Origin of the sequence: Micromonospora sp. NPDC020750, from assembly GCF_044334565.1 — a bacterium.
Classification (GTDB): Bacteria; Actinomycetota; Actinomycetes; order Mycobacteriales; family Micromonosporaceae; genus Micromonospora.
Genome location: NZ_JBIRTH010000003.1, coordinates 256,287 through 274,331, shown reverse-complemented (window position 1 = coordinate 274,331; position 18,045 = coordinate 256,287). Strand labels below are relative to the sequence as shown.

Below are 18,045 nucleotides of genomic sequence, written 5' to 3'. Positions count from 1 at the left end.
GCCGCCCGGCCGGCACAGGCCGGGCTGTCAGGCGAGGGTGGACAAGGTGGCGGGGGAGACGTTGCCGCCGCTGAGCACCAGCACCGTGCGGGTGCCCGGGGCGGCGGAGACCAGGCCGGTCCGCAGCGCCGCGAGGGTTACCGCGGCGGCGGGCTCGACCAGCAGCTTCGTGGCGTCCAGCAGCTCCCACCAGGTGTCCCGGATCTCGTCCTCGGAAACCTCGACCACGTCGTCCACCAGGGCCCGGACGTGGGCCAGGGTGTGCCGACCGGCGAACGGCGCCGCCAGCCCGTCCGCCATCGACCTCGGCCGCTCCGGCAGGGCCGCGTTCCCGGTGCGCAGGGCGTGGCCGATCGCGTTGGCGGTGACGGGCTCCACCCCGACGATCCGCGCCGTGGGGGCCGCCGTCCGTACCGCCGCAGCCGCCCCGCTGATCAGCCCCCGCCGCCTATCGGCACCAGGACCAACTCCGGCGGCGGGCCGTCGGCCACGATCTCCCGGCCGCCACCGAGGCCGCGTCGTGGGCGGCCACCTTCCGGTACGCCGACGCGGCGGCCCGCCATTTCCGGGCGGCGACGGGCGGTGGCCCGCAAGGGCGGGACGGGCCGTTGCTGTTCGCGAGCCTCGCCCGGCTGGTCGACGGCGGCGACGACCCGGCGGGGCGGGCGGCCCTGCTGACGGTGCTCGGCCGGGCCCGGAACCGTCGAGCTGCACGTCCGAGCCGTCGCCGCAGGCGCCGTCTCCCGCGCCCTGGTGCACGAGGTACGCCCCGGCGAGCCGCTCTGGCTCGGCCCGCCCGCCGAGGTCGGGCTGACCCTCCACCCGCGACCCCGCCGGGACCTGCTCTTGGTCGCCGGGGCACTGGCCTCGCGCCGCTGCGCGCCCTCGTCGAGCAGGTCGCCGCCGCTCCGGACGGCCGCCGGGTCACCCTCGTTGTGGGTGCCCGCACCTTCGCCGACCTGTACGACGCGATCAGCCTGGACAAGCTCCAGTGCGCCCACGGCTGGCTGACCATCGTGCCGGCGTTCTCGCACGACGTCTTCGCCGAGCCGGCCGAGCGGGGCGACGCCCTCACCCTGGCCCTCGATCACCACGATCCCGGGCAGGAGGTGTACGTCTGTTGACGGCTGCCCGCAGCCGGTCCGCCGTCAGTCGCGTGGCTTCGTCTCCAGGGGCCACTGCGTGCTGACCCTCTCGTCCCGGCCCTGCCGGTCGAAGTAGCTCTGGAGGTCCCGGGACTGCTCGGCGTACCAGCCGATCTGTGCCTGGTGCAGCAGGTCCGGCCGCATCCGGGCGATGCGCCCGTGCCGGGCCGCGATCGACCGGGCCATGTCGGCCGCCGCCCGCGCGTCGCTGGCCGCCTCGTGGGCGGTCTCCAGCGTGACCTCGTAGTACCGGCACAGATCGCCCAACTGCTTGCTGCCGTACCAGCGGGGCTCGACCTCCTTGTGCAGCACCGACGGGTCGATGATGACGGCCCGGTCCCAGTCGATGGCGGGCAGGCCGTGCCGGGCCAGTTCCGTGTGCAGGGCCGTGACGTCGTACGGGGCGCAGAAGGCCACCAGCGGGATTCCGTCGGCGATCAGCTTGGCGACCGCCGTGCCCAGGTCCGCCAGCGCCTCCCGGGCGGGCTGGCCGCCGCCGCGGACCATCTCGTCGGTGATGCCGTGCCGGGCCGTCGCGTCGGCGGGGATCGGCACACCCGGGTCGATGAGCCACTCCTGCGTCGTCCCGTCCGAGTGGACCAGGGCTGCGGAGACGATCCGGGTCTCCGTCGGCTCGGGCAGCGTGCCCTCGAGGTCGAAGCCCACCACCGGCAGGTCGTGCCACCCGGCGTGCCGGCCGACCGGCGGCGCGACCCGGACCGGGACGCACCCGTGGTGGTACGAGCTCCAGCGCCCATCGACGTTGGCGGCCTGACCGGCGCCGGCCTCCACCGGTGCGCTGCACGTGCCGCAGCGCCCGGCGTACTTGTTGATCATCTCGGAGATCTCCTGTGGGAGTTGCTTGTGAGTCTGGAGATGATCTTCGAGTATGTGCCGGGCGGACGTCCGCCCGGGATCGCCGACGATCGGCCCGAGTGCCGCTCCGTTCGCTGGTGGTGGTGGTGGGCTCGTCGTCCGGCTCGGGGAAGCGACCGTCTCGGTGGGTTACCGCCTTCCGCCACTCTGGACGGTTGCGGACTGAAGCACCCCTATCCACCCCTGTAGGCAATCGGTGATCTTCCATCGAGCCGGCATTCAGTGATACCTATCTCTCACCACGACTTCCCACCCCCAGGAGTGCTACGTGCGGAGATCCCGCTTCATTACCCTCGCCGTGAGTGTTGCGGCGTCCCTCGGTGCCACGCTCACGCTGGCCGTTCCCGCCCAGGCGTCCGCCAGCGACCACTACGTCGCCCTCGGTGACTCGTACGCCTCCGGCGTCGGCGCCGACAACTACACCGCCGAGAGCGGTGCCTGTAAGCGCAGCACAAACGCGTACTCCGCGCTGTACAACACCAAGATCAAGCCCGCCTCGTACAAGTCGGTGGCCTGTTCCGGGGCGATCACGTCGGACGTGATCAACAAGCAGATCTCGGCGCTGTCGTCGAGCACCACGCTGGTCAGCGTCACCATCGGCGGCAACGACGTCGGCTTCTCCACCATCATGCAGACCTGCGTGCTCCAGGGCGAGAGCCAGTGCGTGGCCGCCGTGGCCGCCGCCGAGGTGAAGGCGCGCACGGAGCTGCCCGGCAAGCTGGCGAACGTCTACAACGGAATCAAGGCCAAGGCGCCCTCGGCCCGGGTGGTGGTCGTCGGCTACCCGGTCTTCTACCAGCTCGGCACGCCCTGCGTCGGGCTCACCACGACCTCCCGGACGAGGCTCAACGCGGGCATCAACCTGGTCGACGACATCATCCGCGCCGCCGCCACCTCGGCCGGGTTCAAGTTCGCCGACGTGCGGTCGGCCTTCGTCGGCCACCAGCTGTGCAGCTACGGCGACAAGTGGATGCACGCCCTGAACTTCCTCAACATCGGCGTCTCGTACCACCCGACGGCGGCCGGCCAGTCCGGCGGCTACTACCCGGTGTTCCGCTCTGCCGCGGGCTGACCGGGCCGGCCCCGGCCGGTGACCTCCGAGGCCGCGCCCCCACCCCGACGGGTGGGCGCGCGGCCTCGATCAATTTCGGGTAGGTGGGCCCGGCGGGCTAGGCCGGCAGGATCTCCTCGATCGCCGCGCGCAGCTCGGGGGAGTCCGGCGCGACGGTCGGGGCGAACCGGGCGGCCACCGTGCCGTCCGGCGCCACCAGGAACTTCTCGAAGTTCCACCGCACGTCTCCGGCGTGCCCGTCGGCGTCCGGCGTGGTCACCAGCTCCGCGTACAGCGGGTGCCGGGCCGGGCCGTTGACGTCCACCTTCTCCGTGAGCGGAAAGGTCACCCCGTAGTTGACCTGGCAGAACTCGCCGATCTCGGGGGCGGTGCCCGGCTCCTGGCCGGCGAACTGGTTGCACGGCACGCCGAGCACCACCAGGCCCCGGTCGGCATAGGTCTCGTGCAGGGCCTGGAGCCCGGCGTACTGCGGGGTGAGGCCGCAGCGGGACGCCACGTTCACCACCAGCAGGGCCCGGCCCCGGTGGCGGTCGAGTTCCGCCGGGCCACCGGTCAGCGCGTCGATCTGAGTGTCGAAAACGGTCATCCGCCGAGGCTACCGACCGGCCGCGACGGCTGGCCGGACCCCGGTTTCTCGTGGATCGACGCATGTACATCTTGACGAAGTGATGACGTCGTGAGTAGCGTCTCACCATCCTTTAGGAAAGTTTCCTAACTGTTTGGGGAGACGCCACATGAAGAGATCGTTCCGCCGGGCACTCTGGGCCGGCGCCCTGGTCGCGGTGACCGCCGCAGCGGTCCCGATGACCTCGGCGTTCGGCGCCGGAAGTGTGACCGCCACGTTCGCCAAGGCGCAGGACTGGGGGACCGGTCACGAAGCCCGGGTGACCGTCGCCAACGGCTCCGCCGCCAGCATCAGCACCTGGCGCATCGAGTTCGACCTGCCGGCCGGCACCACCATCAGCAGTTCCTGGGACGCCGACGTCACCAGCAGCGGCAACCACTACGTGGCGGTGAAGAAGAGCTGGGGCGGCCCGATCGCCCCCGGGGCGAGCTTCAGCTGGGGCTACAACGGAGTCGGGGCGTACAAGGCGCCGTTGAACTGCACCATCAACGGCGCGCCGTGCGCCGGGGGCGTCACCCCGACCACCAGCGCCCCGCCGCCGACGACGCCCCCGCCGACCACCCCGCCCCCCACGACCCCGCCCCCCACGACCCCGCCGCCGACCACCCCGCCGCCGACCACGCCCCCGCCGGGCGGCAAGAAGGTCGTCGGCTACTTCGCCGAGTGGGGCGTCTACGGCCGCAACTACCACGTCAAGAACATCCACACCAGCGGGTCCGCCGCGAAGCTGACCCACATCCTGTACGCCTTCGGCAACACCGCCGGCGGCCGTTGCAGCATCGGCGACAGCTACGCCGACTACGACAAGGCGTACACCGCCGCGGACAGCGTCGACGGCGTCGCCGACACCTGGGACCAGCCGCTGCGCGGCAGCTTCAACCAGCTCCGCAAGCTGAAGAAGATGTATCCGCACCTCAAGGTCATCTACTCCGTCGGCGGGTGGACCTGGTCGGGCGGCTTCACCCAGGCCGCGCAGAACCCGGCCGCGTTCGCCGAGAGCTGCTACAACATGGTCGAGGACCCGCGCTGGGCGGACGTCTTCGACGGCATCGACGTCGACTGGGAGTACCCGAACGCCTGCGGCCTCACCTGTGACACCAGCGGCCCCAACGCCTTCAAGAACGTGGTCGGCGCGCTGCGGACCAAGTTCGGCTCCTCGGCGCTGGTCACCGCGGCCATCACCGCCGACGGCAGCGACGGCGGCAAGATCGACGCCACCGACTACGCCGGCGCGGCGGCGAACCTCAACTGGATCATGCCGATGACGTACGACTTCTTCGGCGCCTGGGCGGCGCAGGGCCCCACCGCCCCGCACTCGCCGCTCACCTCGTACGCGGGCATCCCGCAGCAGGGCTTCTGGAGCGACGCGGCGATCCAGAAGCTCAAGAGCAAGGGCATTCCGTCCGACAAGCTGCTGCTCGGCATCGGCTTCTACGGCCGAGGCTGGACCGGGGTCACCCAGGCCGCCCCGGGCGGCACCGCCACCGGCGCGGCCCCCGGCACGTACGAGGCCGGCATCGAGGACTACAAGGTCCTCAAGAACACCTGCCCGGCCACCGGCACCATCGCCGGCACCGCGTACGCCAAGTGCGGCAGCAACTGGTGGAGCTACGACACCCCGTCGACCATCGGCGGCAAGATGACGTACGCGAAGAACCAGGGCCTCGGTGGCGCGTTCTTCTGGGAGCTTTCCGGCGACACGAGCAACGGTGAGCTGATCGGCGCCATCAAGGGCGGCCTCGGCTGAGCCGAGGGCCGACGCAACACCCACACGGCGGGGAGGGACCGGACACCGGTCCCTCCCCGCCCGCTCGTGCCGCCGGCACCCCGCCGACGCCCCGGTGACGCCCGTCCCGTCGACACCTCGCCACACCCGCCCCGCCTGCCCCGTCGTGGCGCCCGCGTGGCGCACCGGATGCTCGGCGGGGCCGGGGCGATGTGTCAGACTCGCGCATCGGCACCTGCCCGTGCCGGGTCCAGGGGAGGGACGGATGGCTGTGACTCACTCCAGGTCGGCGCTCGTCGCGGCGCTCGCGCTCCTGCCGTTCGCCCTGTTCGGCTGCGGGCTCGGCGACGACGACGAGAAGGCGGCGGCGGAGCAGCCCGGGCGGGCGCCCGCAGAGGAGGCGGCCACCAAGGCCCGCGAGCGGGTGCAGGCGTACCTCGACGCGATGATCGCCAAGGACGCCGCGGCTGGGCGCAGCCAGCTCTGCGCCCCCGCCCAGGGTGGCTTCGACTCCGCCGCCACCGGCCCGAACGGCGACTTCGCCGACCACTTCACCGTGACGGAGGCGGCCATCACCGACGTCCGCCCCGGTGCGGCCGGGCAGGAGGTCAGCACGTCGGTCACCGTCACCGTCGGGGCCCGCGCGGCCAACCGGCCGCTGCTGTTCACCGTCACCCGCAGCGGCGCCGACTGGTGCGTCGCGGGGGAAGCGCCGGGCGGGCACACCCCGGGGCCGACGGTTACCCCCTGACATCCTCCCGCCACGCCGGGCTGTGGCGTTCCGGAACTCCCAACCTCCGGAACCGTCCCCCTCGACGCCCGGTCCCTCCGGGGGCCGCCGTACGCTTTCCCCATGCGCCATGAGTGGCATCAGCTGAGCCATCCCGCGGTGGGCAGCCCCGGCCTGCAGACCAGCCGTCCGACCGTCGACTCCGCCGAGGACGCAGCCCTCGGCCTGGACCGCTGGCGGGACCTGCCCCGGGCACAGATCCCGCCGTGGCCGGACCCGGCCGCGGTCGCCGAGGTCTGCAAGGTGCTCGACACCGTGCCGTCGGTCGTCGCGCCCTACGAGGTAGACCAACTCCGGAACCGCCTCGCGCTGGTCTGCGAGGGCAAGGCGTTCCTGCTCCAGGGCGGCGACTGCGCGGAGACCTTCGTCGACAACACCGAGCATCACCTGCTCGCCAACGCCCGCACCCTGCTCCAGATGGCGATCGTGCTGACCTACGGCGCGTCGCTGCCGGTGATCAAGGTCGCCCGGGTCGCCGGGCAGTACACCAAGCCCCGGTCGCTGCCGACCGACGCCCGAGGGCTGCCCGCCTACCGCGGCGACCTGATCAACTCGCTGGAGGCCACGCCGGAGGCGCGCGTCGCCGACCCGCAGCGCATGATCCGGGCGTACGCGAACTCGGCCGCCGCGATGAACATGCTCCGGGCGTACCTGGCGGGCGGGCTGGCCGACCTGCACGCGGTGCACGACTGGAACAAGGGCTTCGTCAAGAGCTCCCCGGCCGGCGAGCGCTACGAGGCGATCGCCCGGGAGATCGACCGGGCGCTCGCCTTCATCAGCGCCTGCGGGATGACCGAGGACGACGCGCTGCGCACCGTCACCCTCTACTGCTCCCACGAGGCCCTCGCGCTTGAGTACGACCGGGCGCTCACCCGGGTCTCCGGCAACCGGGGGTACGGCCTGTCCGGGCACTTCCTCTGGATCGGCGAGCGGACCCGGCAGATCGACGGCGCGCACATCGACTACATCTCCCGCATCGCCAACCCGATCGGCGTGAAGCTCGGCCCGACCACCACCCCGGACGAGGCGATCGAGCTCTGCGAGAAGCTCAACCCGGACAACATCCCCGGCCGGCTGACCCTGATCAGCCGGATGGGCAACCACAAGGTCCGCGACGCCCTGCCGCCGATCGTGGCGAAGGTCACCGCCGCCGGCGCGAAGGTCGTCTGGCAGTGCGACCCGATGCACGGCAACACCCACGAGTCCTCCAACGGCTACAAGACCCGGCACTTCGACCGGATCGTCGACGAGGTTCTCGGCTACTTCGAGGTGCACCGGGGCCTGGGGACCCACCCGGGTGGCCTGCACGTCGAGCTGACCGGTGAAAACGTCACCGAGTGCCTCGGCGGCGCCCAGGGCATCGAGGACCTCGACCTGCCGGACCGGTACGAGACCGCCTGCGACCCACGGCTGAACACCCAGCAGTCGCTGGAGCTGGCGTTCCTGGTGGCGGAGATGCTCCGTGGCTGACGCGAGGAGTGAGCTTGCGAGCCCCGCAGTCGGCGGCCGAAGGGATGACTGTGGCTGAGCTTCTCGTCGACCTGCGCTCGGACACCGTGACCCGGCCCACCGCCCGGATGCGGGAGGCGATGGCCAACGCCGAGGTCGGCGACGACGTCTACGGCGAGGACCCGACGGTCAACGCCCTGGAGGCCGAGGTCGCCGCCCTGTTCGGGCACGAGGCGGCGCTGTTCGCCCCGACCGGGTCGATGGCCAACCAGATCGCCCTGCAACTGGTGGTGCCGCCCGGAGACGAACTGCTCTGCGACGCCGACGCGCACATCGTCACGTACGAGATCGGCGCGGCGGCGGCGTACGGCGGGATCTCGTCGCGGACCTGGCCGGCGGACGGCGCGGACATCAACCCCGAACTGGTCGCCGGCATGGTCCGGCCGGACGGCTACTTCGCGGTGCCGACCCGGGCCATCGCCGTGGAGCAGACCCACAACCGCGGCGGCGGCGGGGTGATCCCGCTGGCCACCCTGCACGAGCTGCGCCGGGTCGCCGACGCCAACGGGCTGGCCCTGCACTGCGACGGCGCCCGGATCTGGCACGCGCACGTCGCGGACGCCGTGCCGCTGGCCACCTACGGAGCCTTGTTCGACACCATGTCGGTCTGCCTGTCCAAGGGCCTCGGCGCGCCGGTCGGCTCGCTCGTCGTCGGCAGCGCGGAGAAGATCGAGCGGGCCCGGTTCGTCCGCAAGCGGATGGGCGGCGGGATGCGCCAGGCCGGCGTGCTTGCCGCCGCCGGCCGGTACGCCCTCGCGCACCACGTCCAGCGGCTCGCCGACGACCACGCGAAGGCCGCCCGACTGGCCGAGGCGGTCGCGCCGTTCGGGGTGCTCGCCTCGGCGGTGCGGACGAACATCGTCCCGCTGGACCTGACCAAGTCTCCGCTGGACGCGCGGGGCCTGGCCGCCGCCGCCCGCGCCGAGGGCGTGCTGATCTCGGTCCTCGGCCCGCGCACCGCCCGCCTGGTCACCCACCTGGACGTCGACGACACCGCCATCGCCCACGCCAGCCAGATCCTGACAACCCTCCTCCACCCCTAACCTGCGGATCGCCCCGGTGATCACGTCATCACCGCCGGTCGGGCCACCGCCGTCGCGTGGCCCACCACCCCGTCGGGTCGTTCGCTTGCGGTCGCCGATCGCGGCGGGCGTGGGTAGCGCTCCCGCCCGACTTCGCAATCGCCCTGGGTGATCAAGAGGTTTGCGCCGGGATCCGGCTCGAATGACGTAACGCACCTTGATCACCCAAGCCCGTCCGTGGCCCGGCCGGCCGGTGGGGTGGGTCAGGGGTGGAGGCGGGTGAGGGTGGCTATGTCGGCGGCGTGGCCCTCGTGTTTTTCGGTGGGGGTCTCCACCACCACCGGGATGCCCGCCGTGGCGGGGTGGGACATCAGCTCGGCGAACGCCGGCTCGCCGATGCCGCCCTTGCCGATGTTCTCGTGCCGGTCCCGGGTCGAGCCGCACAGGTCCTTCGAGTCGTTGGCGTGCACCAGCCGAAGCCGGTCCGGCCCGACCGTGGCGACCAGCGTGTCCAGGCAGGCCGTCATGCCGCCCTCGACGGCCAGGTCGTGCCCGGCGGCCCAGGCGTGGCAGGTGTCGAAGCAGACGCCCAGGCCGGGGTGTCGGTCCACCGAGTCCAGGTACGGGCCGAGATGCTCCACCCGGGAGGCCAGCGACCGGCCGCCACCCGCGCTCGGCTCGACCAGCAGCAGCGGGCCACCCGTCGCCAGCGTCTCGTCGAGCAGGGGCAGCAGCGCCTCGCGTACCTGACGCATGGCCGCGTCGGCGTGACCCGGGTCGACCGCGCTGCCGGCGTGGAAGACCACCCCGAGGGCGCCGATCGCCCGCCCCCGGCGCAGCGCGTGGGCCAGGGTCTGCGCCGACCGCTCGACCGTTGCCGGGGTGGGGGAGCCGAGGTTCACCAGCAGCGACGCGTGGACGAACACCGGCACGCCCCGCTCGGCGCAGCCGTCGCGGAACAGCGTGTCCTGGGCCGGGTCGCCCGCCGGGAGCGCCCAGCCCCGGGAGTTGGAGACGTAGACCTGGACGGCCTCGGAGCCGGCCGCGTCGACGTACGGCAGGGCGGCCTTCGCCAGTCCGCCCGACGTGGGGGTGTGCGAGCCGACCGGCCGGCGGAGAACGGACGCCGACATCTCTACAGACACCCGATCGTGATCTGGGTGCCCGGCGCCACCTGGGCGTTCTCGCCCGGGTTCTGGAACCGGACGATGCCGTTCGGGTTGAACTGCACGTTCACCGGGAAGCCCTGGCTCTCCAACTGCTGCTTGGCCTGCTGACAGGGCAGGTCGAGCACCCGGGGCACGACCACCGGGGCGGGGCCCTTGCTGACGTCCAGCTTGACCTGGGCCCCCTTCTCCACGCCCGCGCCGTCCGCCGGGCTCTGCCCGAGGATCTCGTCCTTCGGCTTGTCCGAGTCCTTGTACGTCTCGACCGGCACCAGGCCGAGCTGGGACAGGGCGGTGCGGGCCTCGTTGACGCTCTTGCCGACGAGGTTCGGCACCGAGATCGGGGCCTTGCCCTTGCTCAGGATGACGGTGACCTTCGCGCCCGGCTTGACCTCGGCACCGACCTTCGGGTTGGTGTCCACCACCACGCCCTCGGGCAGGTTGTCGTCGTACCGGGGGGTGCCCTTGGCGACCACCAGCTTGGCGTTGACCAGGTCGGCCTGGGCCAGCTCGAACTCCTTGCCGACCACGTCCGGCACGGGGAACCGGTCCGGCCCCAGCGAGAGGGTGAGGGTGATGGCACCGCCCTTGAGGATCCGGGCGGCCGAGACCGGGCTCTGTGCCACCACGCCGTCGCGCGGGACCTTCTCGTCGTAGCGGGGCTCGGCGTACTCGAGGGTGAAACCGCCCCGGGTCGCCTGCGCCTGCGCCTCGGCCTTGCTGAGGCTGACCAGTTCCGGGGCCACCGTGTACCGGCCCACCCCGAACCACCAGCCGGTGAGCGCGGCGATCAGGACGAGCACCACGGCCGCCGCGAGCAGGCCCATGCGCCCCCGCCGGTCGCCAAGCACCCGGGCCCGCAGGGCGGCGATCCGGCCGCCCGGACCGGGGCTCTCCGGCTCGGCCCGCCGCCGGTGCGGGCGCTGCTCCTTGTGCTCGGGCAGCCGGGCCCAGGCCGGGCGCTCGGCGGGCCGGACCGCCGCTACCACCATGGTGGGCTGAGTCAGCGGGGTTGCGTCGTCGGTCACCGCGCGCAGCACGGCGGTGTGCGCGTTCGGGTTGCCCAGCTCGTCGCGGGCGACCTGGACCTCGGCCAGCAGGACGCCGGCGTCGGCCGGCCGCGCCTCCGGGTCGCGTCGGGTGGCCCGGGCGACGAGTTCGTCGAGCGCCTTCGGCAGCCCCGGCACCAGCGTCGACGGGGCCGGCACGTCGTTGTCGACGTGCTGCCAGGCGACGTCCACCGGCCGGTCGCCGTCGTACGGGACCCGGCCGGTGAGCATTTCGAACAGCACGATGCCGGCCGAGTAGACGTCGGTGCGGGTGTCGGAGTGCCCGTCGGTGACCAGTTCCGGCGCGACGTACGCCACCGTGGCCATGAGCTGGTTGCCCGGCTCGTCCTCGGCGCTGGCCTCCACCGCCCGGGCCAGCCCGAAGTCGGCGACCTTGACCACGCTGTCGACCAGGTTGGCGACCCCGCCGGCGGGCGCCTCGGCGACCAGCACGTTCTCCGGTTTGACGTCGCGGTGCACCAGGCCGGCCCGATGCGCGGCGGCGATCGCGGCGAGCATCTGCTCCATGATCGCCAGCGCCTCGTCCGGGTGCAGCCGGCGCCGCTCGGCGAGCACGTCGCGCAGCGTCCGGCCGCGCACGTACTCCATCACCAGGTACGGCAGGCCGGCGTGGGTGCCCTGGTCGTAGACCGCCACCACGTTCGGGTGGGTCAGCCGGGCGATGGTCTTCGCCTCGTCGGTGAACCGCTCCAGGAACCCGGCCATCCGGGCCCGCGTCTCGGCGGCCTGGGTCGGGTGAATGATCTTGACCGCGACGGTGCGCTCCAGGCGCTCGTCGGTGGCGGTGTACACGGTCGCCATGCCGCCACGGGCCACGCGACCGCGAATGCGGTAGCGCCCGTCGACCAGCGAGCCCAGCAACGTGTCGGCGACCTGTGTGTCCATCGGCAGGCAGTCTATGTGTCCAGGGGGCAGAGGTTGAACAGGATGCTACAGATGGTTGGCGAGAGGGTCCTTCCCGCCGCGCTCACGTCGTCCCCGGAGCCCTCCCGGTGCCCGTCCGGACCGGTTGAGGGGGTGCCCTCGCCGCTGCTGCCGGCAACGTGGCAGGGTGATCGGGTGACCGACTCCGTACCCTCCGACCAGGCTGCCTCCGGCGCCGGCCCCGCCGGCCCGACCGATCCGGCCCGCTGGCTGACCCTGCCGGACGTCGCCGAGCGCCTCGACCTGTCGATCAGCAAGATCCACCAGATGATCCGGGACCGGGAGTTGCTCGCGGTGCGCCGCGACGGCGTCCGCCGGATTCCCGTCGACCTGGTGGCCAACCAAACCGTGCTCAAGCACCTGCCCGGGGTGCTCACCCTGATGACCGACGCCGGCTACGACGACGAGGCCGCGCTGCGTTGGCTCTACGAGCCCGACGACACCCTGTCCGGCGGCACCCCGGCCGCCACGCTCGGCGGCGACCACGCCCGCGAGGTCAAGCGCCGCGCCCAGGCCCTCGGCTTCTGACCCCCTGACCCACCCCGCCCGACCCCTGTTTCCCGTCGCACCGGGCGGGTCGGGCGGACTGCGCCGTACCGGGCGGGCTGCGCTGCACCGGGCGGGCTTGGCCGTACCGGGCGGGCTTGGCCGTACCGGGCGGGCTTGGCTGCACCGGGCGGGCCTGGCCGGGATGGCGGGTCGGCCGGGCGGGACGGGGTCAGTCGGCGCGGCGGGTGGCGGCGACGGCGAGGTCGACCAGGGCCTGGCGGGCCTCCGTCTCCAAATCGACGGCGGCCAGCGCGGCCAGCGCCGTGTCGGTCAGCGTGGCGATCCGTTCCTCGGTGCGGGCCAGCGCCCCGGTCGAAGTGATCAGCTCGCGCAGCCGGGTTACCCCGTCCTCGTCCAGGCCCGGGTCGCCGAGCCGGCCGAGCAGTAGCTCCCGGCCGGCCGCGTCGGTGGCCTCCGCGGCCACCGCGACCAGGTACGTCCGCTTGCCCTCGCGCAGATCGTCGCCGGCCGGCTTGCCGGTCTGCGACGGGTCGCCGAACACCCCCAGCACGTCGTCGCGCAACTGGAACGCCTCGCCCAGCGGCAGCCCGTACGCCGAGTAGGCCGCCCGGACGTCCGCCGTCGCGCCGGCCAGCGCGGCGCCCAGCAGCAGCGGACGCTCGACCGTGTACTTCGCCGACTTGTACCGGGCGACCTTGCCCGCGCGCTCCACCGAGGTGTCGCCGGTGGCCTGGGTGAGCACGTCGAGGTACTGCCCAACGGTGACCTCGGTGCGCATCTCGTCGAAGACCGGGCGGGCCCGGGCCACGATCCGCGGGTCCAACCCGGCGGAGTGCAGCAGCTCGTCGGACCAGACCAGACACAGGTCGCCGAGCAGGATCGCCGCCGCGTCGCCGAACCCGTCGGCGTTGCCGCCCCAGCCGGCGCCGCGATGCCGGGCGGCGAACCGCCGGTGCACCGCCGGCTCGCCGCGCCGGGTGTCCGAGCGGTCCATCAGGTCGTCGTGGATCAGCGCGCTGGCCTGCACGAACTCCAGTGCGGCCAGCGCGGTCACCACCTGGTCCGAGTCGCCCCCGCCGGCGCCCCGGAACCCCCAGTACGCGAAGGCCGGGCGCAGCCGCTTGCCGCCGCCCAGCACGAACGCCTCGATCGCCTCGGCCACCGGCACCAGGTCTTCGTCGACGCCCTTCATCCAGGCGTGCTGGCCGGCCAGGAACTCGGTCAGGGCCTTGTCGACCCGTTGACGCAGGCCGGCGCGGTCGACGGGGGACACGGGAGCAGCGTGGGTCACGCCCCCGACGCTAGCGGGTCGCCCGGGACCGCGTCGCATCCGTGGCCCATGGCGCGCCGTAGGCCACTCCGGCTGCCGAGCGCCGTCGCGCCGGAGTCAGCGCCTGGTCGCGGGCGGTGATCGCCGGCCCGCCCGGTGGACTGGCCGGTCGGGTGGTGGCGCTGGCCGGGTGGTGGCGCCGGTCGGGTGGTGGCGCCGGTCGGGTGGTGGCGCTGGCCGGGTGGCGGCGCCGGTCGGGTGGTGGCGCTGGCCGGGTGGCGGCGCCGGTCGGGTGGTGGTGTCGGTCGGATGGTGGCACCGGTCGGGCAGGTGACGGGCCGCCGCGCAGGCGAGGGCGGCGTGTCGCCGTACCGCCGGCTCGCGGGCGTGCCGGGCCGGCCGCCGGCGTGCCCCGGCGCGCTGGCCGGCTGTGCTCGGCGGCCTCGGCCAGTAGCTCGACCGGCACGGCGAGGGTCACGGCCAGCCATCCCAGCCAGAAGTCCCCCGGCACGCGGAGCTGCCGCTCCCAGCGCGACACCTCGTGCCGACTCAGCGTGGGCACGCCCGAGGCGGCGCACAGCTCGGCGGCGAGGAGCTGCTGACTGCGACCCCGGGCCAACCGGAGCCGGGCGAGCAGCGGCCCGAGCGGCTCGGGGCCGGGTGGCGTGGGCGGCGTCATCGGTCCTCCGGGAGGGGTCGGCGCGGTGGCGGCGTCGACCTGCCCGAACGGGCGGGACCGGACGCCGCCGGTCGGTGCTGACCCCCGCGCGGGCCCCCGGGAGCCGGCCCCGTCCGCGCTGCCCACCTGTCTACTCCGGGGGTACGACGGTGGCCGTCGTGGCGTGGTGCGAGAGGAACCTCAGGGTCGGTACGGCCCGCCCTCCGGGCACCGGGACGACCGGTTCCGTCCCGCGGATCCTGGTGCGGTCGCGCCAGGTGGGAAAGCCCTGGGCCCGGCAGGTGCCGGCCGCTAGAGTTCAGGCGTGGCGCTCGGTCTTCCCTCGGTCCTCCCCAATCCGCAGCCGGCGATCGGGGAGCTGATCCGCGACCGTCAGCCCACCTTCTCGTTCGAGTTCTTCCCGCCCAAGACTCCGCAGGGTGAGCGGCTGCTCTGGCAGGCGATCCGCGAGCTGGAGTCGCTGCGCCCGTCGTTCGTGTCGATCACCTACGGGGCCGGCGGGTCGACCCGGGACACCACGGTCGCGGTGACCGAGCGGATCGCCACCGAGACCACCCTGCTGCCGATGGCGCACCTGACCGCGGTCAACCACTCCGTCGCCGAGCTGCGCAACGTCATCGGCCGGTTGGCCGGCGTCGGGGTGCGCAACATTCTGGCGGTGCGGGGCGACCCGCCGGGCGACCCGGGCGGGGAGTGGGTCCGCCACCCCGAGGGCGTGCTCTACGCCGAGGATCTGGTCCGGCTGGTCCGCGACGCCGGCGACTTCAGCGTCGGGGTGGCCGCCTTTCCGTACAAGCACCCGCGCTCGGCCGACGTGGCCGGCGACACCGCGAACTTCGTCCGCAAGTGCCAGGCCGGTGCGGAGTTCGCGATCACCCAGATGTTCTTCGACGCCGACGACTACCTGCGGCTGCGCGACCGGGTGGCGGCGGCCGGCTGCGCCACCCCCATTCTGGCCGGGGTGATGCCGGTCACCCAGCTGAGCACCATCGAGCGCTCGACGCAGCTTTCCGGGGCGCCGTTCCCACCGGTCCTGGCCGCGCGGTTCGCCCAGGTCGCCGACGACCCGGAGGCGGTCCGCCGGCTCGGCATCGAGCAGGCGGCCGAGATGTGCCGACGGCTGCTGGACGAGGGCATCCCCGGGATTCACTTCATCACCCTCAACCGGTCCACCGCGACCCGGGAGGTCTGGCAGCAGTTGCAGGTCGACACCCGGGTGTGACCCCCGTGGCGCGACACCTGAGCGCCGATGCGACGGTTGTTCCGTGGTGGGCAGTCAGCTGAACTGGGACGAATACGCGACGGCGTGGGCGCGGCTGCACGGGGGCTTCGATCCCCGGGTGGCGGCCCCGGTGGTCCGCGCCTGGCTGCGGTTCGCCTACCACGTCGGGTACGTGCTGGGCCGGCTGCGGGTCGCCCCGACCGCGGTCACCGTGGTGGGCGTGCTGCTCTGCCTCTGCGTACCGCTGTTCGCCGTCCGGCCCGTGAACGGGCCGATCATCGGGGCGCTGTTCGTGCTGGCCGCCTCGGTGGCCGACAGCGTCGACGGCGCGGTGGCGGTCGCCACCAACCGCACCACCCGGCTCGGGTACGTCTACGACTCCGTGGCCGACCGGCTCGGCGAGGTCGCCTGGCTGGCCGCGTTCTGGCTGTTGGGCGCGCCGGGCCCGCTGGTCGTAGCCGCGGGCGGGCTGTCCTGGCTGCACGAGTACGTCCGGGCCCGGGCGGTCTCGGCCGGGATGCGGGAGATCAGCGTGGTCACCGTGGGGGAGCGTCCCACCCGGGTCTGCGTGGCCCTGGTCGGGCTGCTGCTGGCCGGGCTGGCCGGACTGATCGACCCGGACCTGACCGCCGGCACCATCACCATGGCCACCGCCGTCTGGGTGCTGCTCGCCGGCTTCGGCCTGGGCCAACTCCTCTCCACCGTCCGCCGCGCCCTCATCGACGCCGACTGACGACACCCCACCCCACCAAACCCCGTCCCGCCCTCGCCCCGCCCCGCCTCGCACTCGCTCCCGACGTCGCGCAGTTTCACGGAAAGAGTGGCCTCCAGGCTCGTCGAGGCCACTCTTTCCGTGAAACTGCGATGATCTTGGGGCGGGGGCGGGGGCGGGGGCGGGGGCGGGGGCGGGGGTGAGGCGGGAGCGGGGTGGGATTGGCTTTTCTCAGGCCCAGGCGGGGCCGATCTCGTCGGCGACGATCTGCGCGGAGAGGGCGACCATCGGGAGGCCGCCGCCCGGGTGGGTGGAGCCGCCGACGAGCCAGAGGCCGGCCGCCGGGCCCCGGTTGGCCGGGCGGAGCAGGCCGCCGGCCGTGCCGTAGATCGACCCGCCGGGCGCGCCGGTGGTGACGTCCAGGTCGGCCGGGGTGCGGACCTCCCGGAACGCCAGCCGGTCCCGCACGTCCACGCCCCGCTCGGCGAGCACGTCGAGGACCCGCTCGGCGTACGCGTCGGCGAGCCCCGGCCGGCGCCAGTCCACCGCCCCGGTGGCGGTGCCGTGCCGGGCGGCGTTGACCAGCACGAACCACGCCTCCTGCCCCTCGGGGCGGACGGCCGGGTCGTCGGCGACGGTGACGAAGACCGTCGGGTCGGGCGCGGGACGGGCCCGGATCCCGCGCCCCGGGTGGCCGAAGACCGCGTCGAACTCGGCGTCGTAGTCGCGCGGGAAGAACACGTTGTGGTGGGCCAGCCCGGTGTCACCGGTCACCCCGAGCAGCAGGACGAAGCCGGCGAGGCTGCGGTCGGTGAGCCCGGCCAGCCGGCGCGGGCTGGGCAGTAGGTCCCGGTAGACGGTCAGCGCGTCCACGTTGGCCACCACCACGTCGGCGGGGACGGGCGCGGCGACGCCGGCCAGGCGTACCCCGTGCACCCGGCCGCCCGCGGCGTCGATCCGGGTGACCGCGGTGCCGGTCCGCACGACCACGCCGAGGTCCAGGCACCGGGTCAGCAGCGCGTCAGCGAGGGTGCCCAGGCCGCCGCGCAGGTACCAGCCGCCGAACGTCAGCTCGGCGTACGGCACGGCGACCAGCGCGGCCGGGGCCCGGCGGGGGTCGGCCCCGGTGTAGGTGGCGTACCGGTCCAGCAGCATCCGCAACCGGGGGTCGGACAGGTGTCGGCGGCCCAGCCCGCGCAGGGTGCGGCCGGGCCCGATCGCGGCGAGGTCGCCCAGCCGCCAGGCCAGCCCGGCGAGGTCCAGCGGGGAGTCGACGGCCCGGCGCAGGACGTCGGAGTGCGAGGCGTCCCAGACCCGGGCGGCGCGTCGCCACAGCCGCTGCCAGTCGGCGGCGGCCCGGTCGCCGAACGCCGCCCCGACGCGGGCGGCGAACTCCGCCGGGTCGGCGCACGAGTCGAGCGTGGCCCCGTCGGGGAAGACGTGCCGGACGATCGGGTCCACCGGGACCAGGTCGAGGTACTCGTCGAGCTTCGCCCCGGTCGCCTCGAACAGGTCGTGGAAGACCTCCGGCAGGGTGAGCAGACTCGGCCCGGTGTCGAAGTGGAACGACCCGCCGGGGGTGTCGTGGACGTACCGGCCGAGCTTGCCGCCGACGGTGTCGGCCCGCTCGAAGACGGTCACCTCGTGCCCGGTGGCGGCCAACCGGGCGGCGGTGGCCAGCCCGCCCACCCCTGCGCCGACGACCACGATCCGCGCCATGACGTGCC

General features: G+C 73.6%; 17 protein-coding genes. 9 read left to right on the top strand and 8 right to left on the bottom strand.

Annotated features, from left to right (window positions below):
- Positions 1 to 27 precede the first annotated feature (27 nt).
- The gene (locus ACH4T9_RS11445) at positions 28 to 714 is read right to left on the bottom strand and encodes a pyridoxal-phosphate dependent enzyme (RefSeq protein ID WP_396670978.1); all 687 of its coding nucleotides are present in this window, start codon (positions 712 to 714) and stop codon (positions 28 to 30) included.
- On the opposite strand from ACH4T9_RS11445, the gene ACH4T9_RS11440 reads away from it, so the two are divergent.
- Positions 681 to 1,124 (top strand): hypothetical protein, encoded by a 444-nt coding sequence (locus tag ACH4T9_RS11440; protein ID WP_396670977.1) that lies wholly within the window; start codon positions 681 to 683, stop codon positions 1,122 to 1,124. The two genes, ACH4T9_RS11445 and ACH4T9_RS11440, sit on opposite strands and share 34 nt — an antisense overlap.
- Positions 1,125 to 1,148: 24 nt before the next feature.
- Here ACH4T9_RS11440 and ACH4T9_RS11435 read toward each other — a convergent pair whose 3' ends face one another.
- Positions 1,149 to 1,982, bottom strand: coding sequence for an exonuclease domain-containing protein (locus ACH4T9_RS11435; protein WP_396670976.1), 834 nt, complete (start codon positions 1,980 to 1,982; stop codon positions 1,149 to 1,151).
- 337 nt (positions 1,983 to 2,319) lie between these two features.
- Here ACH4T9_RS11435 and ACH4T9_RS11430 point away from each other — a divergent pair, with 337 nt between their 5' ends.
- The gene (locus ACH4T9_RS11430; RefSeq protein WP_396670975.1) at positions 2,320 to 3,093 is read left to right on the top strand and encodes an SGNH/GDSL hydrolase family protein; all 774 of its coding nucleotides are present in this window, start codon (positions 2,320 to 2,322) and stop codon (positions 3,091 to 3,093) included.
- A 97-nt stretch (positions 3,094 to 3,190) separates the two neighbouring features.
- On the opposite strand, the gene ACH4T9_RS11425 is transcribed toward ACH4T9_RS11430, so the two are convergent.
- Complete coding sequence (locus tag ACH4T9_RS11425; protein WP_396670974.1) at positions 3,191 to 3,679, bottom strand: glutathione peroxidase; 489 nt, start codon at positions 3,677 to 3,679, stop codon at positions 3,191 to 3,193.
- Between the two features lie 148 nt (positions 3,680 to 3,827).
- Between ACH4T9_RS11425 and ACH4T9_RS11420 the strand changes: the two genes are divergently transcribed.
- The 4 genes from ACH4T9_RS11420 to ACH4T9_RS11405 all read left to right on the top strand — a co-directional run bounded on the left by ACH4T9_RS11420 (position 3,828) and on the right by ACH4T9_RS11405 (position 8,786).
- Positions 3,828 to 5,465: a glycosyl hydrolase family 18 protein gene (locus ACH4T9_RS11420; RefSeq protein WP_396670973.1), complete on the top strand. Its 1,638-nt coding sequence runs from the start codon at positions 3,828 to 3,830 to the stop codon at positions 5,463 to 5,465.
- Positions 5,466 to 5,709: 244 nt separating this feature from the next.
- On the top strand, positions 5,710 to 6,195 hold the full coding sequence (locus tag ACH4T9_RS11415) for a hypothetical protein (protein ID WP_396670972.1): 486 nt from the start codon (positions 5,710 to 5,712) through the stop codon (positions 6,193 to 6,195).
- Positions 6,196 to 6,297: 102 nt separating this feature from the next.
- Positions 6,298 to 7,704, top strand: coding sequence for a class II 3-deoxy-7-phosphoheptulonate synthase (locus tag ACH4T9_RS11410; RefSeq protein ID WP_396670971.1), 1,407 nt, complete (start codon positions 6,298 to 6,300; stop codon positions 7,702 to 7,704).
- A gap of 44 nt (positions 7,705 to 7,748) precedes the next feature.
- A complete protein-coding gene (locus tag ACH4T9_RS11405; protein WP_396671459.1) occupies positions 7,749 to 8,786 on the top strand; it encodes a threonine aldolase family protein in 1,038 nt (345 codons plus the stop codon).
- Between the two features lie 242 nt (positions 8,787 to 9,028).
- Here ACH4T9_RS11405 and ACH4T9_RS11400 read toward each other — a convergent pair whose 3' ends face one another.
- Both ACH4T9_RS11400 and pknB read right to left on the bottom strand, forming a co-directional pair.
- On the bottom strand, positions 9,029 to 9,898 hold the full coding sequence (locus ACH4T9_RS11400; RefSeq protein ID WP_396670970.1) for a deoxyribonuclease IV: 870 nt from the start codon (positions 9,896 to 9,898) through the stop codon (positions 9,029 to 9,031).
- A 2-nt stretch (positions 9,899 to 9,900) separates the two neighbouring features.
- Positions 9,901 to 11,886 (bottom strand): Stk1 family PASTA domain-containing Ser/Thr kinase, encoded by a 1,986-nt coding sequence (gene pknB, locus ACH4T9_RS11395; protein WP_396670969.1) that lies wholly within the window; start codon positions 11,884 to 11,886, stop codon positions 9,901 to 9,903.
- A 174-nt stretch (positions 11,887 to 12,060) separates the two neighbouring features.
- On the opposite strand from pknB, the gene ACH4T9_RS11390 reads away from it, so the two are divergent.
- The gene (locus tag ACH4T9_RS11390) at positions 12,061 to 12,453 is read left to right on the top strand and encodes an Rv2175c family DNA-binding protein (protein WP_396670968.1); all 393 of its coding nucleotides are present in this window, start codon (positions 12,061 to 12,063) and stop codon (positions 12,451 to 12,453) included.
- A 190-nt stretch (positions 12,454 to 12,643) separates the two neighbouring features.
- Here ACH4T9_RS11390 and ACH4T9_RS11385 read toward each other — a convergent pair whose 3' ends face one another.
- Entirely contained in the window at positions 12,644 to 13,726 is a 1,083-nt protein-coding gene (locus tag ACH4T9_RS11385; RefSeq protein WP_396670967.1) for a polyprenyl synthetase family protein, read from the bottom strand.
- Between the two features lie 10 nt (positions 13,727 to 13,736).
- Positions 13,737 to 14,384 (bottom strand): helix-turn-helix domain-containing protein, encoded by a 648-nt coding sequence (locus ACH4T9_RS11380; protein WP_396670966.1) that lies wholly within the window; start codon positions 14,382 to 14,384, stop codon positions 13,737 to 13,739.
- Positions 14,385 to 14,688: 304 nt separating this feature from the next.
- On the opposite strand from ACH4T9_RS11380, the gene metF reads away from it, so the two are divergent.
- Positions 14,689 to 15,606 carry a methylenetetrahydrofolate reductase [NAD(P)H] gene (gene metF, locus ACH4T9_RS11375; RefSeq protein WP_396670965.1) on the top strand — a complete coding sequence of 306 codons (918 nt, stop codon included), beginning with the start codon at positions 14,689 to 14,691 and terminating at the stop codon, positions 15,604 to 15,606.
- Between the two features lie 43 nt (positions 15,607 to 15,649).
- On the top strand, positions 15,650 to 16,339 hold the full coding sequence (locus ACH4T9_RS11370) for a CDP-alcohol phosphatidyltransferase family protein (protein ID WP_396670964.1): 690 nt from the start codon (positions 15,650 to 15,652) through the stop codon (positions 16,337 to 16,339).
- A 210-nt stretch (positions 16,340 to 16,549) separates the two neighbouring features.
- Here the strand turns inward: ACH4T9_RS11370 and ACH4T9_RS11365 are convergent, their stop codons facing one another.
- Positions 16,550 to 18,037 carry a phytoene desaturase family protein gene (locus tag ACH4T9_RS11365; RefSeq protein ID WP_396670963.1) on the bottom strand — a complete coding sequence of 496 codons (1,488 nt, stop codon included), beginning with the start codon at positions 18,035 to 18,037 and terminating at the stop codon, positions 16,550 to 16,552.
- Positions 18,038 to 18,045 lie beyond the last annotated feature (8 nt).